This is a genomic window from Novosphingobium sp. (assembly GCF_965228995.1).
Classification (GTDB): domain Bacteria; phylum Pseudomonadota; class Alphaproteobacteria; order Sphingomonadales; family Sphingomonadaceae; genus Novosphingobium.
In genome coordinates this window covers 28993-44938 of the sequence record NZ_OZ245852.1, presented here as the reverse complement: position 1 = coordinate 44938, position 15946 = coordinate 28993, and the positions used below count along the sequence as shown (strand labels likewise).

Annotated in this window: 10 protein-coding genes; 5 read left to right on the top strand and 5 right to left on the bottom strand. The window is 65.4% G+C overall.

Going from position 1 to position 15946, the window contains the following annotated elements; genetic code table 11:
• Positions 1-24: 24 nt before the first annotated feature.
• Entirely contained in the window at positions 25-1860 is a 1836-nt protein-coding gene (locus ACO056_RS00195) for an ABC transporter transmembrane domain-containing protein (RefSeq protein WP_421850051.1), read from the bottom strand.
• Positions 1861-2019: 159 nt separating this feature from the next.
• Here ACO056_RS00195 and ACO056_RS00190 point away from each other — a divergent pair, with 159 nt between their 5' ends.
• Positions 2020-3267 (top strand): polyhydroxyalkanoate depolymerase, encoded by a 1248-nt coding sequence (locus ACO056_RS00190; RefSeq protein WP_421855599.1) that lies wholly within the window; start codon positions 2020-2022, stop codon positions 3265-3267.
• A 63-nt stretch (positions 3268-3330) separates the two neighbouring features.
• On the opposite strand, the gene ACO056_RS00185 is transcribed toward ACO056_RS00190, so the two are convergent.
• From ACO056_RS00185 to ACO056_RS00170, 4 genes are all read right to left on the bottom strand, one after another.
• Positions 3331-4299 carry a hypothetical protein gene (locus ACO056_RS00185; RefSeq protein ID WP_421850048.1) on the bottom strand — a complete coding sequence of 323 codons (969 nt, stop codon included), beginning with the start codon at positions 4297-4299 and terminating at the stop codon, positions 3331-3333.
• Positions 4300-4439: 140 nt separating this feature from the next.
• Complete coding sequence (locus tag ACO056_RS00180; RefSeq protein ID WP_421855596.1) at positions 4440-4889, bottom strand: MaoC family dehydratase; 450 nt, start codon at positions 4887-4889, stop codon at positions 4440-4442.
• 93 nt (positions 4890-4982) lie between these two features.
• Positions 4983-6353, bottom strand: a complete 1371-nt coding sequence (locus tag ACO056_RS00175) for a putative O-glycosylation ligase, exosortase A system-associated (RefSeq protein WP_421850045.1) — start codon at positions 6351-6353, stop codon at positions 4983-4985.
• On the bottom strand, positions 6346-6519 hold the full coding sequence (locus tag ACO056_RS00170; RefSeq protein WP_421850042.1) for a hypothetical protein: 174 nt from the start codon (positions 6517-6519) through the stop codon (positions 6346-6348). Before ACO056_RS00170 ends, ACO056_RS00175 begins: the two co-directional genes overlap by 8 nt.
• A gap of 107 nt (positions 6520-6626) precedes the next feature.
• Here ACO056_RS00170 and ACO056_RS00165 point away from each other — a divergent pair, with 107 nt between their 5' ends.
• The 4 genes from ACO056_RS00165 to ACO056_RS00150 all read left to right on the top strand — a co-directional run bounded on the left by ACO056_RS00165 (position 6627) and on the right by ACO056_RS00150 (position 15675).
• Positions 6627-7871: a TIGR04063 family PEP-CTERM/XrtA system glycosyltransferase gene (locus ACO056_RS00165; RefSeq protein WP_421850039.1), complete on the top strand. Its 1245-nt coding sequence runs from the start codon at positions 6627-6629 to the stop codon at positions 7869-7871.
• 59 nt (positions 7872-7930) lie between these two features.
• Entirely contained in the window at positions 7931-9337 is a 1407-nt protein-coding gene (locus tag ACO056_RS00160; protein WP_421850036.1) for a hypothetical protein, read from the top strand.
• A gap of 233 nt (positions 9338-9570) precedes the next feature.
• Positions 9571-14223, top strand: coding sequence for a glutamate synthase large subunit (gene gltB / locus ACO056_RS00155; RefSeq protein WP_421855593.1), 4653 nt, complete (start codon positions 9571-9573; stop codon positions 14221-14223).
• 18 nt (positions 14224-14241) lie between these two features.
• Positions 14242-15675 carry a glutamate synthase subunit beta gene (locus ACO056_RS00150; RefSeq protein WP_421850033.1) on the top strand — a complete coding sequence of 478 codons (1434 nt, stop codon included), beginning with the start codon at positions 14242-14244 and terminating at the stop codon, positions 15673-15675.
• The last annotated feature ends 271 nt before the right edge of the window (positions 15676-15946 follow it).

Genomic DNA, 15946 nt, shown 5'->3' with positions numbered 1-15946 from the left:
CGTATGGGCACTTCAGCTTGAAAATCAGGCCTCTGCGCTGTCGAATTGCAGCCGGGCGAGCCTGGCATAGAGCCCGTCCTGCGCCGAAAGCGTGCTATGCGTGCCTTGTTCGACGATCCGGCCCTTTTCCATCACCACGATCCGGTCCGCCGCGCGCACGGTGGCGAGGCGGTGGGCGATGACAAGGGTGGTGCGCGCCTTCATCAGCCGGTCGAGCGCGTCCTGCACCAGCCGCTCGCTTTCGGCGTCGAGCGCACTGGTGGCTTCATCGAGCAGCAGGATCGGCGCGTCACGCAGCAGCGCGCGGGCAATCGCGATGCGCTGGCGCTGCCCGCCCGAAAGCCGCGCGCCGTCTTCGCCAAGGAACGTGTCGAGCCCCTGCGGCAGTTCCTTGAGGAAGCCCGCGGCATTGGCGGCCTCTGCGGCTTCCCAGATCTGCGCGTCGCTCGCGCTCCAGTTGCCATAGCGCAAGTTGTCGCGCGCGGTGGCGGCAAACAGCACGCCTTCCTGCGGCACCAGCGCCATGCGCGCGCGCACTTCGGCCGGGTCTGCCTGCGGCAGCGGCACACCGTCGATCCGCACGGTGCCGGCATGCGGGTCGTAGAACCGCTCGGCCAGCAGGAAGAGCGTGGACTTGCCCGCGCCCGAAGGCCCGACAATCGCCACCGTCTCACCGGGCTCCACCGCCAGCGAGAAATCTTCCAGCGCAGCCACTTCCGGGCGGCTGGGATAGCGGAACGAAACGTTCTGGAACGCGATCTGCCCGCGCGGCGGCTGCGGCAGATGCAGGGGCCGCGCCGGGGCCGTGATCTCGGGCTGCTCGAGCAGCAATTCGTTGAGCCGCCCCGCCGCACCCGCGCCGCGCAGCAGATCGCCGTAGACTTCGGTCAGCGCGCCGACCGCGCCCGCGACGATCCCGCCGGTCAGCACGAAAGCTGCAATCGTGCCGCCGCTGATCGAACCGTTGGCCACCGCCGTCGCGCCTTGCCACATCAGCGTGGCGATCCCGCCGAACACCATGACGATCACGATCGCGGTCATGATCGAGCGGATCATGATGCGCCGCTTGGCCGCGCTGAAAGTGCGCTCCACAGCCTCGCCAAACCGGCCAGCCTCGCGGCTTTCCTGCCCGAACGCCTGCACGACCTTCATCGCGCCCAGCACTTCGCTGATCTGCACGCCGATGTCGGCCACGCGGTCCTGGCTGGAACGCGAGGCCTTGCGCAGCCTTGAACCGAAGAACACGATGGGGCCGACGACGACCGGGATGCCCACCAGCAGCCCCGCCGTCAGCGCGGGGGCCAGCGTGAAGAGATAGGCCATCCCGCCCAGCGCGGTGATCGAATTGCGCAGCGCGATCGAAGTCGTGGTGCCCACCACTTGCTCGATGATCGCGGTATCGGACGTCATGCGCGAGGAGATTTCCTTCGGGCTGTTCGTCTCGAAGAAGCTCGGCGGCATGCGCAGCAGGTTGCGCTGCACCTTGAGCCGGATATCGGCGACCACGCGCTCGCCCAGCCACGATACGAAGTAGAACCGCACCGCGGTGCCAAGCCCAAGGATCACCACCACAACCAGCAGCCAGCGGAACGAGGCATTGATCGTTTCGGCGTCAGCGCCCTTGCCGAACGCCTTGTCGATGATCGACTTGAAGCTGGCGGGAATGGCGATGGTCGCGCCAGAGGTGATCAGCAGCGCGGTGAGCGCAATCGCCACTTCGCCAGGATAGGACGCGCCTTCGCGCAGCAGCATGCGCAGCGGGCTCAATGTGCGCGCGGGGCGGGCGGCCGTTGCAGCTTCGGCCGTTGCGGCTTCGGCAGCCGGAACTTCGGGGCCGGTGTTCTCGGGGGTGACGTCCATCGCGTCCGCCCTAGCCCAAGCGAGCGGGGGCTGGAAGGGGGCAGCGGGGCAATCGCGACCAGCTTGGGACAATGGTGCGTTGCACAAGGCCGAGATGTGCGGCACACTGGGCGTAATCGGAGCTGTCTACGGCTCCGCAATAACAAACAGGTGTTCGCAGTGCTCTACAAGGCTTACGAAATCCAGCGCTCCATGCTCAATGCTGGCAGCGCCATGGCATCCATGAGCGCCGAGATGCTCGCCGATGCACGCAATCCCTGGGCGCCCTTCGGTGGCACCCAGATGCTCGCTTCCGCGCTCGAGGTGTTTGCCCACGCTGCCGCGCCGCGCGGCAAGCCCACCTTCGGCCTCAAGGTCATCACCGTCGATGGCACGGCCCACGCCGTGAACGAGACGGTGGAGATCCAGCAGCCCTTCGGCAACTTGCGCAAGTTCACGCACGAAGGCCTGCCCGCCGATGCGCCGCGCCTGCTGATCGTCGCGCCGATGAGCGGCCACTATGCCACGCTCCTGCGCGGCACGGTCGAACGCATGCTCGAACGCTGCGTGGTCTACATCACCGATTGGGCGGACGCGAAGTACGTGCCGCTTGCCGAAGGCCGCTTCGATCTGGACGAATATATCGATTATTTGATCGGCTATCTCGAACATATCGGCCCCGGCACGCACATGATGGCCGTGTGCCAGCCCTCGGTCCCGGCGCTCGCCGCCACGGGCGTGATGGCGGTGCGCGAGCATCCCTGCCGCCCGGTCACGCTCACCATGATGGGCGGCCCGATCGACACGCGCGAAAGTCCGACCGCGGTGAACGATCATGCGATCACCAAGCCCTATGTGTGGTTCAAGCACAATGTGATCACCACCGTTCCGGCCAACTATCCGGGCGCGGGCCGGCAGGTCTATCCGGGCTTCGTCCAGCTCGCGAGCTTCATGTCGATGAACCTGGGCAGCCACATGAACGCCCACTACGGGCTCTACAAGCACCTCATCCAGGGCGACGGTGAAAGCGCCGATGCCGCCAAGGCGTTCTATGATGAATACCGCGCGGTCTGCGACATGACTGCCGAGTTCTACCTCCAGACCGTCGATGTCGTGTTCCAGACCCACGCGCTGCCCAAGGGCGAACTCGTCCACCGCGGCATCCGCGTCGATCTCGCCGCGATTCGCGATACCGCGATCCTGTGCATCGAGGGCGAGCGTGATGACATCTCCGGCATCGGCCAGACCAAGGCCGCGCTCAAGGTGACGCCGAACCTGCCGGAAAAGCTCAAGAAATATCACCTCGCGCCCGAAGTCGGCCATTACGGCATCTTCAACGGCTCGCGCTGGCGCACGTCCATCGCCCCGGTGGTCGAAAGCTGGATCAAGAGCAACGCGATGGCCCGCAAGCTGAGCGTGGTGGCTTAAGAGAACTTCCGAAACTCGTGTCGGTAGCGCATAGGGACACCATATGGAGCGACCCATAGAGGTTCAAAAAACTTCTTGATAGGTTCCGCCACTAACGGTCATATTTGATCCAAAGTAGGTGTTTGCACTTGTTTGAAATGTAAATCCAATTGGTATTATTGAAATTTGATGATCCAACCTGACTGTAACTCGCTTTGTAATTTTATCCACTGATAATATGGTTACAATACCGTCACCATAAATCAGTTTTTTAGGCAGAACCATTGGGGTAACGCTTGTGCCTCGATTTGTCGTATAGTGTTTCTCTGTTTCATCAATACTGACATCGGTGATCCTGAGTTTGCCGTCCATCATATCGGAAATGGGCATCATTTCGGAATCGCCTATCGCCCCCCGCTTGTATAGGACGACGGCAAACTTGCCTCGGTCTTTAAACGGGTAGTTCGCGGCTGTAGTGTATTTGATAGGCGCGATCGGCTGGAAGGCCAGCTCGGCTTGGTCAACCACGCCGAATAGCACTGCTGTTTCAAAGGTTCCGTCGGACTCGCTATCGCCTAGGCAGACTCTGACTTCCTTCTCGAAAAGGAAGCGCTTGGTCACCCGGTCCATGCGCTGCTTGAGTGGCAGCGGCATGGTTTCGGCGCAAAAAAGCGAACCTTGGAATGCGTTCAAGGGGCCGCCCGGCGGTAAGGTGGCCTTTCTCAAGGGCGTCTCTGGCGATACTTCCACCGGCAGGCCCTTGAAATCCCATGAGGCCTTTTCCGGCAGCGCAACAGCTGACTGCACTACAGTGCCCGTGAAAACCCCATTCCCATAGCCAATCTCCCATACATCACCTTCCGCGTGGGCCTTGTCCGGGATCAGAATGAGTGGGCTTATCAGAGGTCCATAAGGTTTGGCTGCCGCAGGCAAAGATATTACTACGCCGAGTGACAGCGCAACAATAAGACCAACCAGCTTGGCGGTCGAGCCGATTAGGGGCAGTAGCGAAAGTCGGCGTTCAAAAGCCCTGTCCTGCACTGCGATCTCCATTGGTCTCTGAACTTGGAAGACTGTCGCAATGCTTTGGTCTGTGCAAGGACAATTGGGTTTTAAGCGCGGTGTCGCACTTGTTCTCCTAAATTGCCGCCTGGCTTTGAGCCGCTGCTCGACGGTGTTGCCAGCCCAACCCCTCACACAAAAAACTGCGTGATCCACTCGCAGATCAGCGCGGGCTTCTCCTCGCCCTCGATCTCCACCGTGATTTCCATCGTCTGCTGCCACTGGCCGGGGCGCTTCTCGTCAAGCTCGAGCAGCTTGAACACGCCGCGCACGCGCTTGCCCGAGCGGACGGGGGCGAGGAAACGCGTCTTGTTGCCGCCGTAGTTGACGCCCATTTTCACGCCTTCGGGGCGCGGGCAATCGCTTTCCATCGTAAGCAGCGGGATCAGCGAAAGCGTGAGGAACCCGTGCGCGATCGTCCCGCCAAACGGGGTGAGCTTGGCCTTTTCCTCGTCGATATGGATGAACTGGAAATCGCCAGTCGCCTCGGCGAACTGGTTGATCCGCTCCTGAGTCACCGCGATCCACTGGGAGGTGCCCACCACCTGCCCGACGAGATCCTTGATTGCGCCCGGTGCCATCATCTTCATTGCTGCCGTCTCCCGTTCAGGCTTTCCTGTTTGCCCCTTCTCTAGGCGGCAAACGCGGCGCTGTGCAACGGGGCGGCTGAAGTCTCAGGCGGAGGCTGGCCGGGGCGGTGTGTTCGGGCGCGGCGCGCGGAATGGCTTGGGCACGGCGCGTTTCACCCGGCCGATATAGGCCGAAAGCCCGCATTGCAGCCCCACCAGCATGTAACAGAACGGCTGGAACGCGATCCCCACGAAGGCCCCGCCGAACAAGTACACGATCTGCGCCTGCTGCAGGCTATCTGCCAGCGGCGTTACCCAGCCCAGTTCGGGAGACTTGTCCTTCGCGTAACTTCGGCGGATGACTTCCATGTGGACCACGCCGAGGATGTGGAGCAGCAGCCACAGCCCAAGGCCGGGATAGCCTTGCTCGCCCAGCATCTCGAAGTAGCTCGAGTGGTAGGCGCGGCCCCGCTCCTCGATCCGCTGCGTCTCGATGGCAGTGTTGTTGTCGCCCGCGTTTTCGGCCTGGATCGTGTCATACGAGAGGACATTCTGGCGATAGGCCTCGAAGCCTCCGCCAAACGGATGTGTCTTGGCGTATTCGATCGTCCACTTCCACACCGCCACGCGCGTCGAGGCGGACTGATCGGACTGGTGGTTGCGGATCGTGTTCATCCGCTCGGTGAAGCTTTGCGGCAGCAGCGGGATCGCAATCAGCGCCAGGGCGCCCATCACGCCGATGTAGAGCATCCGCCGCTTGACCGAACGCAGCATCATCAGAACCAGCACCGCCACGCAGATCAGCCCGGTGCGCGCCTGCGTCCCCACCGGCATGAGCAGGCAGGCAAAGCAGATGCCCAGCGCAAACAGCCAGACCAGCCACCCCGGCTTGAAGATCGTGCCATAGCGCGCCAGCCACAGCGCCAGCGGCATCACGCAGACCGCCACGGTCGAGATGATCGAGCCTTCGTAAAGCCCGGTGTTGTCGTTCACCAGCAGCTTGAGCTCGCCATAGCCGCCGCCGCCCGCCAGCGTCTTGATCCCGCCGCCGATCACGATCACGCCGACCGAAAGCACCATGATCAACACCAGCGCCTCGATCCGCAGGCGGGTCCGCAAGGTCAGCGGCAGGAACATCGCGAAGACCAGCGCCTTCCACACCCACGACCACTTTTCGAGCGCGTCTTCAGGAAAGTCGGCCGTGCGCGTGGTGAGGCCGCAGTAGATGAGCAGCAGCAGCAGTACGAACTGGCGCGGCGAAAAGCGGATGCCGTCCTTGTTCTCCGCCACCGCCCAGCTTGTCACCGCGCCCACGAACGCGATCAGGCTGATGGGGATCATCTGCAGGAAGCCCCAGCTCACCTTCTGCGGCGCGACGATGTCGATATAGGCAAAGGCCAGCACGAACAGGAACGGCCGCCGGATCCCGGCTACCAGAAACGCGGCGACGAAGGCGGTGAGGAAGAGATTAAGCACCCGGCGTGTCCTGCCCGCGCATCGAAGTCCGCGCCTTGCGCCGCGCCAGCGTGCTCTTGATCCCCGGCAGGATCGGATCGCTATCGAGCGCGTCGTTGTGCATCAGGCGCCAGACGGCGATCCCCATCAGCAGGTGCGGCACCACGACGGTGAAGATATCGATCATGCGGGCATCTGCCTAAACCTGCGGCCACGGATAGAACTGTCTGATCCCGCTGTTTAGGCAAACTCGGTTGACGCGGCGTTAAGTCCTGCCGTGGCATGGCAATTCGCATGACCCGGGTGCTGCATATTCTCGATCATTCGCTGCCGCTGCAAAGCGGCTACACCTTCCGCACGCGCGCGATTCTCAAGGCGCAGGAGGGGCTGGGGCACGAAGTGCGCGGCCTCACCGGCCTGCGTCACACCGCGGCGCTGACAGGCGAAGAGCCCGAAGCGCACGATGGCCTCCTGTTCTACCGCACGCCCGGCAAGCCTTCCGGCTCAGCCCCCCGTCTTCCGGGCCTCGGCGAATGGCAGGAAATCGGCGCGCTCGCCCGGCGCATCGAAGCCGTCGCGCGCGAATGGCGCCCGCAGGTTCTGCATGCTCACTCGCCCGCGCTCGGCGGCCTGGCCGCGGTGCGCGCCGGACGCCGCCTCGGCCTGCCCGTCGTCTACGAGATCCGCGCCTTCTGGGAAGACGCCGCGGTCGGCAACGGCACGGGCAGCGAAGGCTCGCTGCGCTACCGCCTCACTCGCGCGCTCGAAGACCGGGTCGTGCGCGGAGCAGATGCCGTCGTCACCATCTGCGAAGGGCTGCGCAGCGATCTCGTCGCGCGTGGTTTCCCGGCCGCCAAGATCACCATCATGCCCAACGGCGTCGATCTCGCGCTGTTCGGCCAGCCGCTGGCCCGCGATGCCGCGTTCGCCCGCAGCCTCGGGCTGGGCGAGGGGCCGGTGATCGGCTTCCTCGGCAGCTTCTACCCCTATGAAGGGCTGGACGACCTCATCGCCGCGATGCCGATGATCCTCGCGCGACAGCCAGATGCCCGCCTGCTCCTCGTCGGCGGCGGCCCGGCGGAGGCCCAGCTTCGCGCACAGGCCGCCGCATCCCCGGCCGCTTCCGCGATCCACTTCATCGGCCGTGTCCCGCATCACGAGGTGGACCGTTACTACGCCCTCGTCGATGTGGTCTGCTATCCGCGCAAGGCGATGCGCCTGACCGAGCTCGTCACGCCGCTGAAGCCGCTCGAGGCCATGGCCCAGGGCAAGCTCGTCGCCGCGAGCGCGGTCGGCGGCCACCGCGAACTCATCGAGGACGGGATGACCGGCACGCTCTTCCCGCCCGACGATCCCGCCGGCCTCGCCAGCGCCATGGCCGGCCTGCTCGGCGATCGTCCGATGTGGGATGCCCGTCGCACCGTCGCCCGCGCTTTCGTCGAACGCGCGCACGATTGGTCCCTCAACGCGGCCCGTTATGATTCCGTTTACCAAACGCTGTTAACCCGAAAGCAAGCAATCCCCGGCGCTGCGGCCTGAACGAGGGCCTGGCTCCCGCGGGAACACCCTTCCACCCAGTTCGGGGTCTGACACGCGCCATGAGTACGTTTCGCCAGAAGGTTCAGGCCACGACGAACTGGGTGAAGCCCGGCCCGGAAGATTTGGACGAAACGCCGCGCGCAGCTCGCCGCGCCGCTGCCCGCGCTCGCAAGCGCGCAGGCGCGCCGATCACCACGCACCGCCTGTTTCCCGCCTTTGCCGCACTGTGGTTCGCCGCGCTGTTCGGCCTTGGCAGCCTTGCCATCCCCGGCAGCGCGCTCGGCGCGCTCGTGCTCAAGACCGGGCTTCCCGCACTGGTCCCCGCCGCTGCGCCGCCGCTCGGCTTCACCGCGCATCTGCTGCTGGCTTTCCTGCTCGCCGGTTTCGGCGCTGGGCTCGGTCTCGCGCTGGCGCTGCGCCTGCGTCCGCGCGGCACAGCGGAAGCTCGCCAGGCCGAACCGATTGTTCCCGCTGCCGAACCGGAAGCCGAACCCGTCTACAAGGTGCGCGCACGCGACGCTCACCCCGATGCGCCGCCGCGCCGTCCGCTGGTGCTGACCGAAGCTCTCATCGATCCGCTCGGTGAGGAAGCTGCACCCGGCTTCGCAGTCCCGCTGCTGCGCTCCAGGCCGGCGCCTGCTGCCAGCGAGCCCGCCGCCGATGTCGGTCCGTGGATTGCCGAGTTCACCCCCGGCGGTGCCAGCGCGGTCCGTCCGCTCGATCTCGCTGCGCTCGAACTGGCGGACGTTGCGGATCCGGCTGCATCAGCCGACCCGCAGATCGAACCGATCGCCGCCGAGGAAGCTCCGGTTCAGCTCGAACCCGAACCCGAACCCGAACCCGAAGCCCAGCCCGCCGCGCCCGTCCTGATCGCCGCTACGCCGCAGCTCCCCGCCGGCTTTGTCGCCGCCCTGCCCGACGTTTCGGACGGCACGTGGTCGCCGGTTGCTGGCGCTCCGCTCGAAAGCCTCGGCCTTGTCCAGCTTATCGAGCGCCTCGCGCTGGCCATTGCCGCGCAGAAGGCCTCCAACGCGGCCGTGGTTGAAGCCAGGGTCAAAACACCCGAAGCTGTCATCCCCGCCGCCGAACCGGACTTCACCCCCGGCCCCTTCTCGCAGCCGCACCTCGCTGGCATCGCCGCCGATGCCGCACTTGCCGGAGACGTGCCCCCGGCCGGCTCGGCACGCGAGGCGATCCTGCACCGCCTCGGTGCAATTGCTGCCGGTGACCTGAGCGGAGAGGCACTCAACACCGCCTCGGCCACGCCGCTGTTCAGCCGTCCTGCGCCCGTTGCCGCCCCTCAACTGGCCGAAGCTGTCGTTCCGCTCCGGCCTGCCCAGCCTGGCACCGCCGCGTTCGCGCCGCCTGCGGCATCCGTGTCTTCCGCCGCCGCAGCCCCGCTCGAAACCGACGAGGCCCTGCGCTCTGCTCTGGCCACCCTGCAGCGGATGACCGCGCGCGCTTGACGCTACGGCATGGCTGCTTGATGCCCCCGGTTCGGGGCCGGCCTTTCCATGCATCCGTATTTCCGGGCGCACCGCCGCGCGACCGTTCGGGCAATTCGCGCGGCGCAGTTGCAAAATAACATTCCTGCAGTCATGGGGGGATTCCGCGCAACTTTCGTTGTCCTTGGGGCAGCGTGATTCGCGCTGGGCGTATCAACCGACGTCATTTGACCGAGTGCAGGGCGATATAAGTGATGGGTTTTCCGCAGGTTCAGGGCCTTTACGATCCGCGTAACGAACACGATGCATGTGGCGTCGGCTTCGTTGCGCATATCAAAGGCATCAAAAGCCACGGAATTATCGAGCAAGCGCTGGAGATCCTGCGCAATCTCGATCATCGCGGCGCTGTCGGCGCCGATCCGCTGCTCGGCGATGGCGCGGGCATCCTGATCCAGATCCCCGATGCGCTGCTGCGCCGCTGGGCAGAAGGCCAGGGCAAGGACCTTCCCGCGCCCGGCGATTATGCCGTTGCGATGTGCTTCCTGCCGCAGGACGAGCCCGCCCGCGATTTCGTGATCGAGGTGTTCGAGAAGTTCATCGCCAAGGAAGGCCAGCACCTCATCGGCTGGCGCGATGTGCCCACCACGCTCGATGGCCTTGGCAAGACCGTGATCGAGCAGATGCCGGTGATCCGCCAGTGCCTCATCCGCCGCGGCGATAACTGCCCGGATCAGGATGCGTTCGAGCGCAAGCTGCTCGCGATCCGCAAGCAGACGCAGAACCCGCTCAAGGCCATGGCCGAAAAGCACGGGCTTCCCGGCGTTACGCAGCTCTATATGCCCAGCTTCTCGTCGCGCACCGTGGTCTACAAGGGCCTGCTGCTCGCCGATCAGGTCGGCTCGTTCTACGATGATCTGCGCGATCCGGTCTGCGTCTCGGCGCTCGGCCTCGTTCACCAGCGCTTTTCGACCAACACGTTCCCCAGCTGGAAGCTGGCGCACCCCTACCGGTTCATCGCCCACAACGGCGAAATCAACACCGTGCGCGGCAACGTCAACTGGATGAACGCGCGCCGCCGCACCATGGAATCGGAGCTGCTCGGCCCCGATCTCGACAAGATGTGGCCGCTCATCCCGCACGGCCAGTCCGATACCGCCAGCCTCGACAACGCGCTCGAGCTGCTGCTTGCAGGGGGCTACAGCCTTGCTCACGCAGTGATGATGCTGATCCCGGAAGCCTGGGCCGGCAATCCGCTGATGGATGCCAAGCGCCGCGCTTTCTATGAATACCACGCCGCGCTGATGGAGCCGTGGGACGGCCCCGCCGCCGTCGCCTTCACCGATGGCCGCCAGATCGGCGCCACGCTCGATCGCAACGGGCTACGGCCTGCGCGCTTCTCGATCACGCGCGATGATCTCGTCTGCATGGCCTCGGAAAGCGGCGTACTCCCGTTCCGCGAGGAAGATATCGTGCGCAAGTGGCGGCTCCAGCCGGGCCGCATGCTGCTGATCGACCTCGAGCAGGGCCGCATCATCGAGGACGAGGAAATCAAGGCACAGCTCGCGGGCGAAGAGCCTTATGAGGAGTGGCTTGCAGCCGCGCAGTACAAGCTCAAGGAGCTCGCCGTGGTCGAGCCTGAGGAAGCTGCGCTGCCTGAGCCGACTTCGTCCTTGCGAGCCAGCCTGTTGGACCGCCAGCAGGCCTTCGGCTACACGCAGGAAGATATCGCCCGGTTCCTCGAACCGATGGCGACCACCGGCGAGGATCCGCTGGGCTCGATGGGCACCGATACCCCCATTGCGGTCCTGTCCAACCGCTCGCGTCTGCTGTTCGATTACTTCAAGCAGAACTTCGCGCAGGTCACCAACCCGCCGATCGATCCGATCCGCGAGGAACTGGTCATGAGCCTCGTCTCGATGATCGGCCCGCGCCCCAACCTGCTCGGCCACGATGCCGGCACGCACAAGCGCCTCGAAGTCGATCAGCCGATCTTGACGAACGTCGATATCGCCAAGATCCGCTCGGTCGAAGCCGCGCTCGACGGCGCCTTCCGCACCGAAACGATCGACACGACCTGGGACGCCTGCACCGGCGCCGCAGGCCTCGAAATGGCGATCAAGGAGATGTGCTGGGCCGCGACCGAGGCCGTGCTCGCGGACAAGAACATCCTCATCCTGTCCGACCGCGCGCAGAACGAGCACCGCATCGCGATGCCCGCGCTGCTCGCTACCGCCGCCGTCCACCACCACCTCGTCCGCCAGGGCCTGCGCATGCAGACCGGCCTTGTCGTGGAAACCGGCGAAGCGCGCGAAGTGCACCACTTCTGCGTGCTCGCGGGCTACGGCGCGGAGGCGATCAACCCCTACCTCGCGTTCGAGACGCTGGAAACGATCCGCGTCAACCGCGAGCTGCCGCTCTCCGCCTATGAGGTCGAGAAGAACTACATCAAGGCGGTCGGCAAGGGCATTCTCAAGGTCATGTCCAAGATGGGCATCTCGACCTACCAGTCCTATTGCGGTGCGCAGATCTTCGATGCGGTCGGCCTCTCGTCGGCCTTCATCGACAAGTACTTCACCGGCACCGCCACCATGATCGAAGGCGTCGGCCTCACCGAAATCGCGGAGGAGACGGTCCGCCGTCACGCCGCCGCCTATGGTGACAGCCCGCTCTACCGCAAGATGCTCGATGTCGGCGGCATGTACCAGCTGCGCCTGCGCGGTGAGGAACACGCCTGGACGGCGGAGAACGTCGCCAGCCTGCAGCACGCGGTGCGCGGCAATATCCCGGACAAGTACCGCGAGTTCGCGCAGTCGATCAACGATCAGTCGGCGCGCATGCTCACCATTCGCGGCCTGCTCGAATTCAAGCCGGCGAACGATCCCGTGCCGCTGGATGAAGTCGAACCGGCAAGCGATATCGTCAAGCGCTTCGCTACCGGCGCCATGTCGTTCGGCTCGATCAGCCGCGAGGCGCACACCACGCTCGCCGTCGCCATGAACCGCATCGGCGGCAAGTCCAACACCGGCGAAGGCGGCGAGGAGCCCGATCGCTTCGTGCCCCTGCCCAACGGCGATTCCATGCGCTCGGCGATCAAGCAGGTCGCCTCGGGCCGCTTCGGCGTCACCACCGAATACCTCGTCAATGCCGACGACATCCAGATCAAGATGGCCCAGGGCGCCAAGCCCGGCGAAGGCGGCCAGCTGCCGGGTGACAAGGTCGACAAGGTGATCGGCAAGACCCGCCACTCGACGCCCGGCGTCGGCCTGATCTCGCCGCCGCCGCACCACGATATCTACTCGATCGAGGATCTCGCCCAGCTGATCCACGATCTCAAGAACGTGAACGGCAAGGCGCGCATTTCGGTCAAGCTCGTCTCCGAAGTCGGTGTCGGCACGGTGGCTGCGGGCGTTTCCAAGGCGCGCGCGGACCACGTCACGATCTCGGGCTACGAAGGCGGCACCGGCGCTTCGCCGCTGACCTCGCTCACCCACGCGGGCTCGCCCTGGGAAATCGGCCTTGCCGAAACCCAGCAGACCCTGCTGCTCAACAACCTGCGCAGCCGCATCGCGGTGCAGGCAGACGGCGGCTTGCGCACCGGGCGCGATGTTGCGGTTGCCGCGCTCCTCGGCGCGGATGAGTTCGGCTTTGCCACCGCCCCGCTCATCGCGGCGGGCTGCATCATGATGCGCAAGTGTCATCTCAACACCTGCCCGGTCGGCGTCGCCACGCAGGATCCGGTCCTGCGCGCGCGCTTCACCGGCCAGCCCGAGCATGTGATCAACTACTTCTTCTTCGTCGCCGAAGAACTGCGCGCGATCATGGCCGAGCTGGGCTTCCGCACCATCGGCGAGATGGTCGGCCGCGTCGATTGCCTCGATACCCGCAGCGCGATCACGCACTGGAAGGCGCGCGGCATCGATCTCTCGCGCCTCCTCCACCGCGTCCAGCCCGCACCGGGCACCACGCTCGGCTGGAGCGCTACGCAGGATCACGGCCTCGATGCGGCGCTCGACAACGTGCTCATCGCCGCTGCAGAGCCCGCGCTCGAACGCGGCGAAGCGGTGCGCATCGAACACAAGGTGCGCAACGTCAACCGCACCGTCGGCGCCATGCTCTCGGGCGAAGTCGCCAAGCGCCATGGCCACCGCGGCCTGCCTTCGGGCACGATCCACGTCACGCTCTCGGGCGTAGCGGGTCAGTCGTTCGGCGCCTTCCTCGCCCACGGGGTCACGCTCGATCTTACGGGTGACGCCAACGACTATGTCGGCAAGGGCCTCTCCGGCGGCCGCGTCATCGTCCGCCCGCCTTCGCATGTGGACCGCGCGGCGGAGGAAAACATCATCGTCGGCAACACCGTGCTCTATGGCGCCATCGCGGGCGAGGCCTACTTCAACGGCGTCGCGGGCGAACGCTTCGCGGTGCGCAATTCGGGCGCCGTTGCGGTGGTCGAAGGCACCGGCGATCACGGCTGCGAATACATGACCGGCGGCGTGGTCGTCGTCCTCGGCAAAACGGGGCGCAACTTCGCCGCGGGCATGTCGGGCGGCATCGCCTATGTCTATGATCCGGAAGGCCGTTTCCCCGCGCTATGCAATGCCGCGATGGTCGATCTCCTCCCCGTCTCGGGCGAGCGGGACGAGGATGAGGGCACCGGCAGGCCCCAGCAGCGAGGGCTGGACGTCACCGATTTCGGCATGGGCGATATGCTCCGCCACGATGCGGAGCGCCTGCGCATTCTCGTCGAGCGCCACCACCTCCACACCGGCAGCAAGCACGCCCGCGCGCTGCTTGATAACTGGGCGGAGGCGCTGCCGCACTTCGTCAAGGTCATGCCGCGCGATTACGCCCGCGCGCTGCGCCAGCTCGAAGCCGAGCGCGCCGCAGCCGCCAGCGTAGCCGCAGAATAATCCTGAGGTATCAAGAACATGGGCAAGGCAACCGGCTTCCTCGAAATCGATCGCAAGGATCGCAGCTATGACGCGCCGCAGGAGCGTCTGAAGCACTACCGCGAGTTCGTCATCCCGCATGACGACAGCACGCTCAAGGGCCAGGCGGCGCGCTGCATGAACTGCGGCATTCCCTATTGTCACAACGGCTGCCCCGTGAACAACCAGATCCCGGACTGGAACCACCTCGTCTACGAGAACGACTGGCGCACCGCGCTCGACAATCTCCACTCGACCAACAATTTCCCCGAATTCACCGGCCGCATCTGCCCCGCCCCGTGTGAGGCCTCCTGCACGCTCAACCTCGTCGATCAGCCCGTCACCATCAAGTCGATCGAATGCTCGATCGTCGACAAGGGCTGGAAGGAAGGCTGGATCGAACCGCAGGCGCCTTCGCACAAGACGGGCAAGACCGTCGCCGTCGTCGGCTCCGGCCCCGCCGGCCTCTCCTGCGCGCAGCAGCTTGCCCGCGCCGGCCACTCGGTCACCGTGTTCGAAAAGTCGGATCGCGTCGGCGGCCTGCTTCGCTACGGCATCCCCGATTTCAAGCTCGAAAAGCACCTCATCAACCGCCGCCTCGTCCAGATGATGGCCGAAGGCGTCGAGTTCCGCACCTCGGTCGAAGTCGGTGTCACTGTCTCGGTCGCCAGCCTGCTGGAAAACTTCGACAAAGTCGTCCTCGCCGGCGGCGCCGAAGATCCGCGCCCTATCGGTATCCCCGGCTTCGAACTCCCCGGCGTGCGCTACGCCATGGAATTCCTCACCCAGCAGAACAAGCGCGTCGCCGGAGACGATGAAATCCGCGCCGCCCCGCGCGGCTCGCTCCTCGCCACCGGCAAGCACGTCGTCGTCATCGGCGGCGGCGATACCGGGTCAGACTGCGTCGGCACCTCCAACCGCCAGGGCGCCCTCTCGGTCACCCAGCTCGAAATCATGCCGCGCCCGCCCGAAAAGGAAGACAAGGCGCTGACCTGGCCCAACTGGCCGCTCAAGCTGCGCACCTCCTCCAGCCACGAAGAAGGCGTCGAACGCGAATTCGCCGTCCTCACCAAGCGCGTGCTCGGCGAAAACGACGTCTCCGGCCTCGAATGCGTCCGCGTCGAATGGAAGAACGGCAAGATGGAGGAAGTGCCGGACAGCACCTTCGTCATCCCCGCCGATCTCATCTTCCTCGCCATGGGCTTCACCGGCCCGCGCAAGCAGGGCCTGCTCGAACAAGCCGGCGTCGAACTCGATGCGCGCGGCAACGTCAAGGCGAACACCGCCGACTACCACACCAGCCACGAACGCATCTTCGCCTGCGGAGACATGCGCCGCGGCCAGAGCCTCGTCGTCTGGGCGATCCGCGAAGGCCGCCAATGCGCCCGCGCCGTGGATGAAGCCCTGATGGGCGTAACCGAACTCCCGCGCTGACCTTCAGGTCCTCCCCATTTTGGCAAAGCCCAAATGGGGAGGTGGCAGCCGGAACGGCTGACGGAGGGGTAACTGCTTAGAGGAAAAGAGCCTCCGGCGGGCAAGGGCCATCGCCCTTGCATCCCGTCATCGTGCCCGCGTGTGCCCTCACGCCTGCGTCATTCCCCCGCACCTTGGTCATGCCCCCACGCTTCGTCACACCCGCCACCCCCGTAACACCCGCCACTCCCGTAATACCCGCCACCCCTCGTCATTCCCGCGCAGGCGGGAA

Bases quoted from the DNA above. Each gene is read 5' to 3' on its own strand.
- ACO056_RS00195 (WP_421850051.1), bottom strand. From the start codon at position 1,860: ATGGACGTCACCCCCGAGAACACCGGCCCCGAAGTTCCGGCTGCCGAA.
- ACO056_RS00185 (WP_421850048.1), bottom strand. From the start codon at position 4,299: ATGGAGATCGCAGTGCAGGACAGGGCTTTTGAACGCCGACTTTCGCTA.
- ACO056_RS00180 (WP_421855596.1), bottom strand. From the start codon at position 4,889: ATGGCACCGGGCGCAATCAAGGATCTCGTCGGGCAGGTGGTGGGCACC.
- ACO056_RS00170 (WP_421850042.1), bottom strand. From the start codon at position 6,519: ATGATCGATATCTTCACCGTCGTGGTGCCGCACCTGCTGATGGGGATC.
- ACO056_RS00165 (WP_421850039.1), top strand. From the start codon at position 6,627: ATGACCCGGGTGCTGCATATTCTCGATCATTCGCTGCCGCTGCAAAGC.
- ACO056_RS00160 (WP_421850036.1), top strand. From the start codon at position 7,931: ATGAGTACGTTTCGCCAGAAGGTTCAGGCCACGACGAACTGGGTGAAG.
- gltB (WP_421855593.1), top strand. From the start codon at position 9,571: ATGGGTTTTCCGCAGGTTCAGGGCCTTTACGATCCGCGTAACGAACAC.
- ACO056_RS00150 (WP_421850033.1), top strand. From the start codon at position 14,242: ATGGGCAAGGCAACCGGCTTCCTCGAAATCGATCGCAAGGATCGCAGC.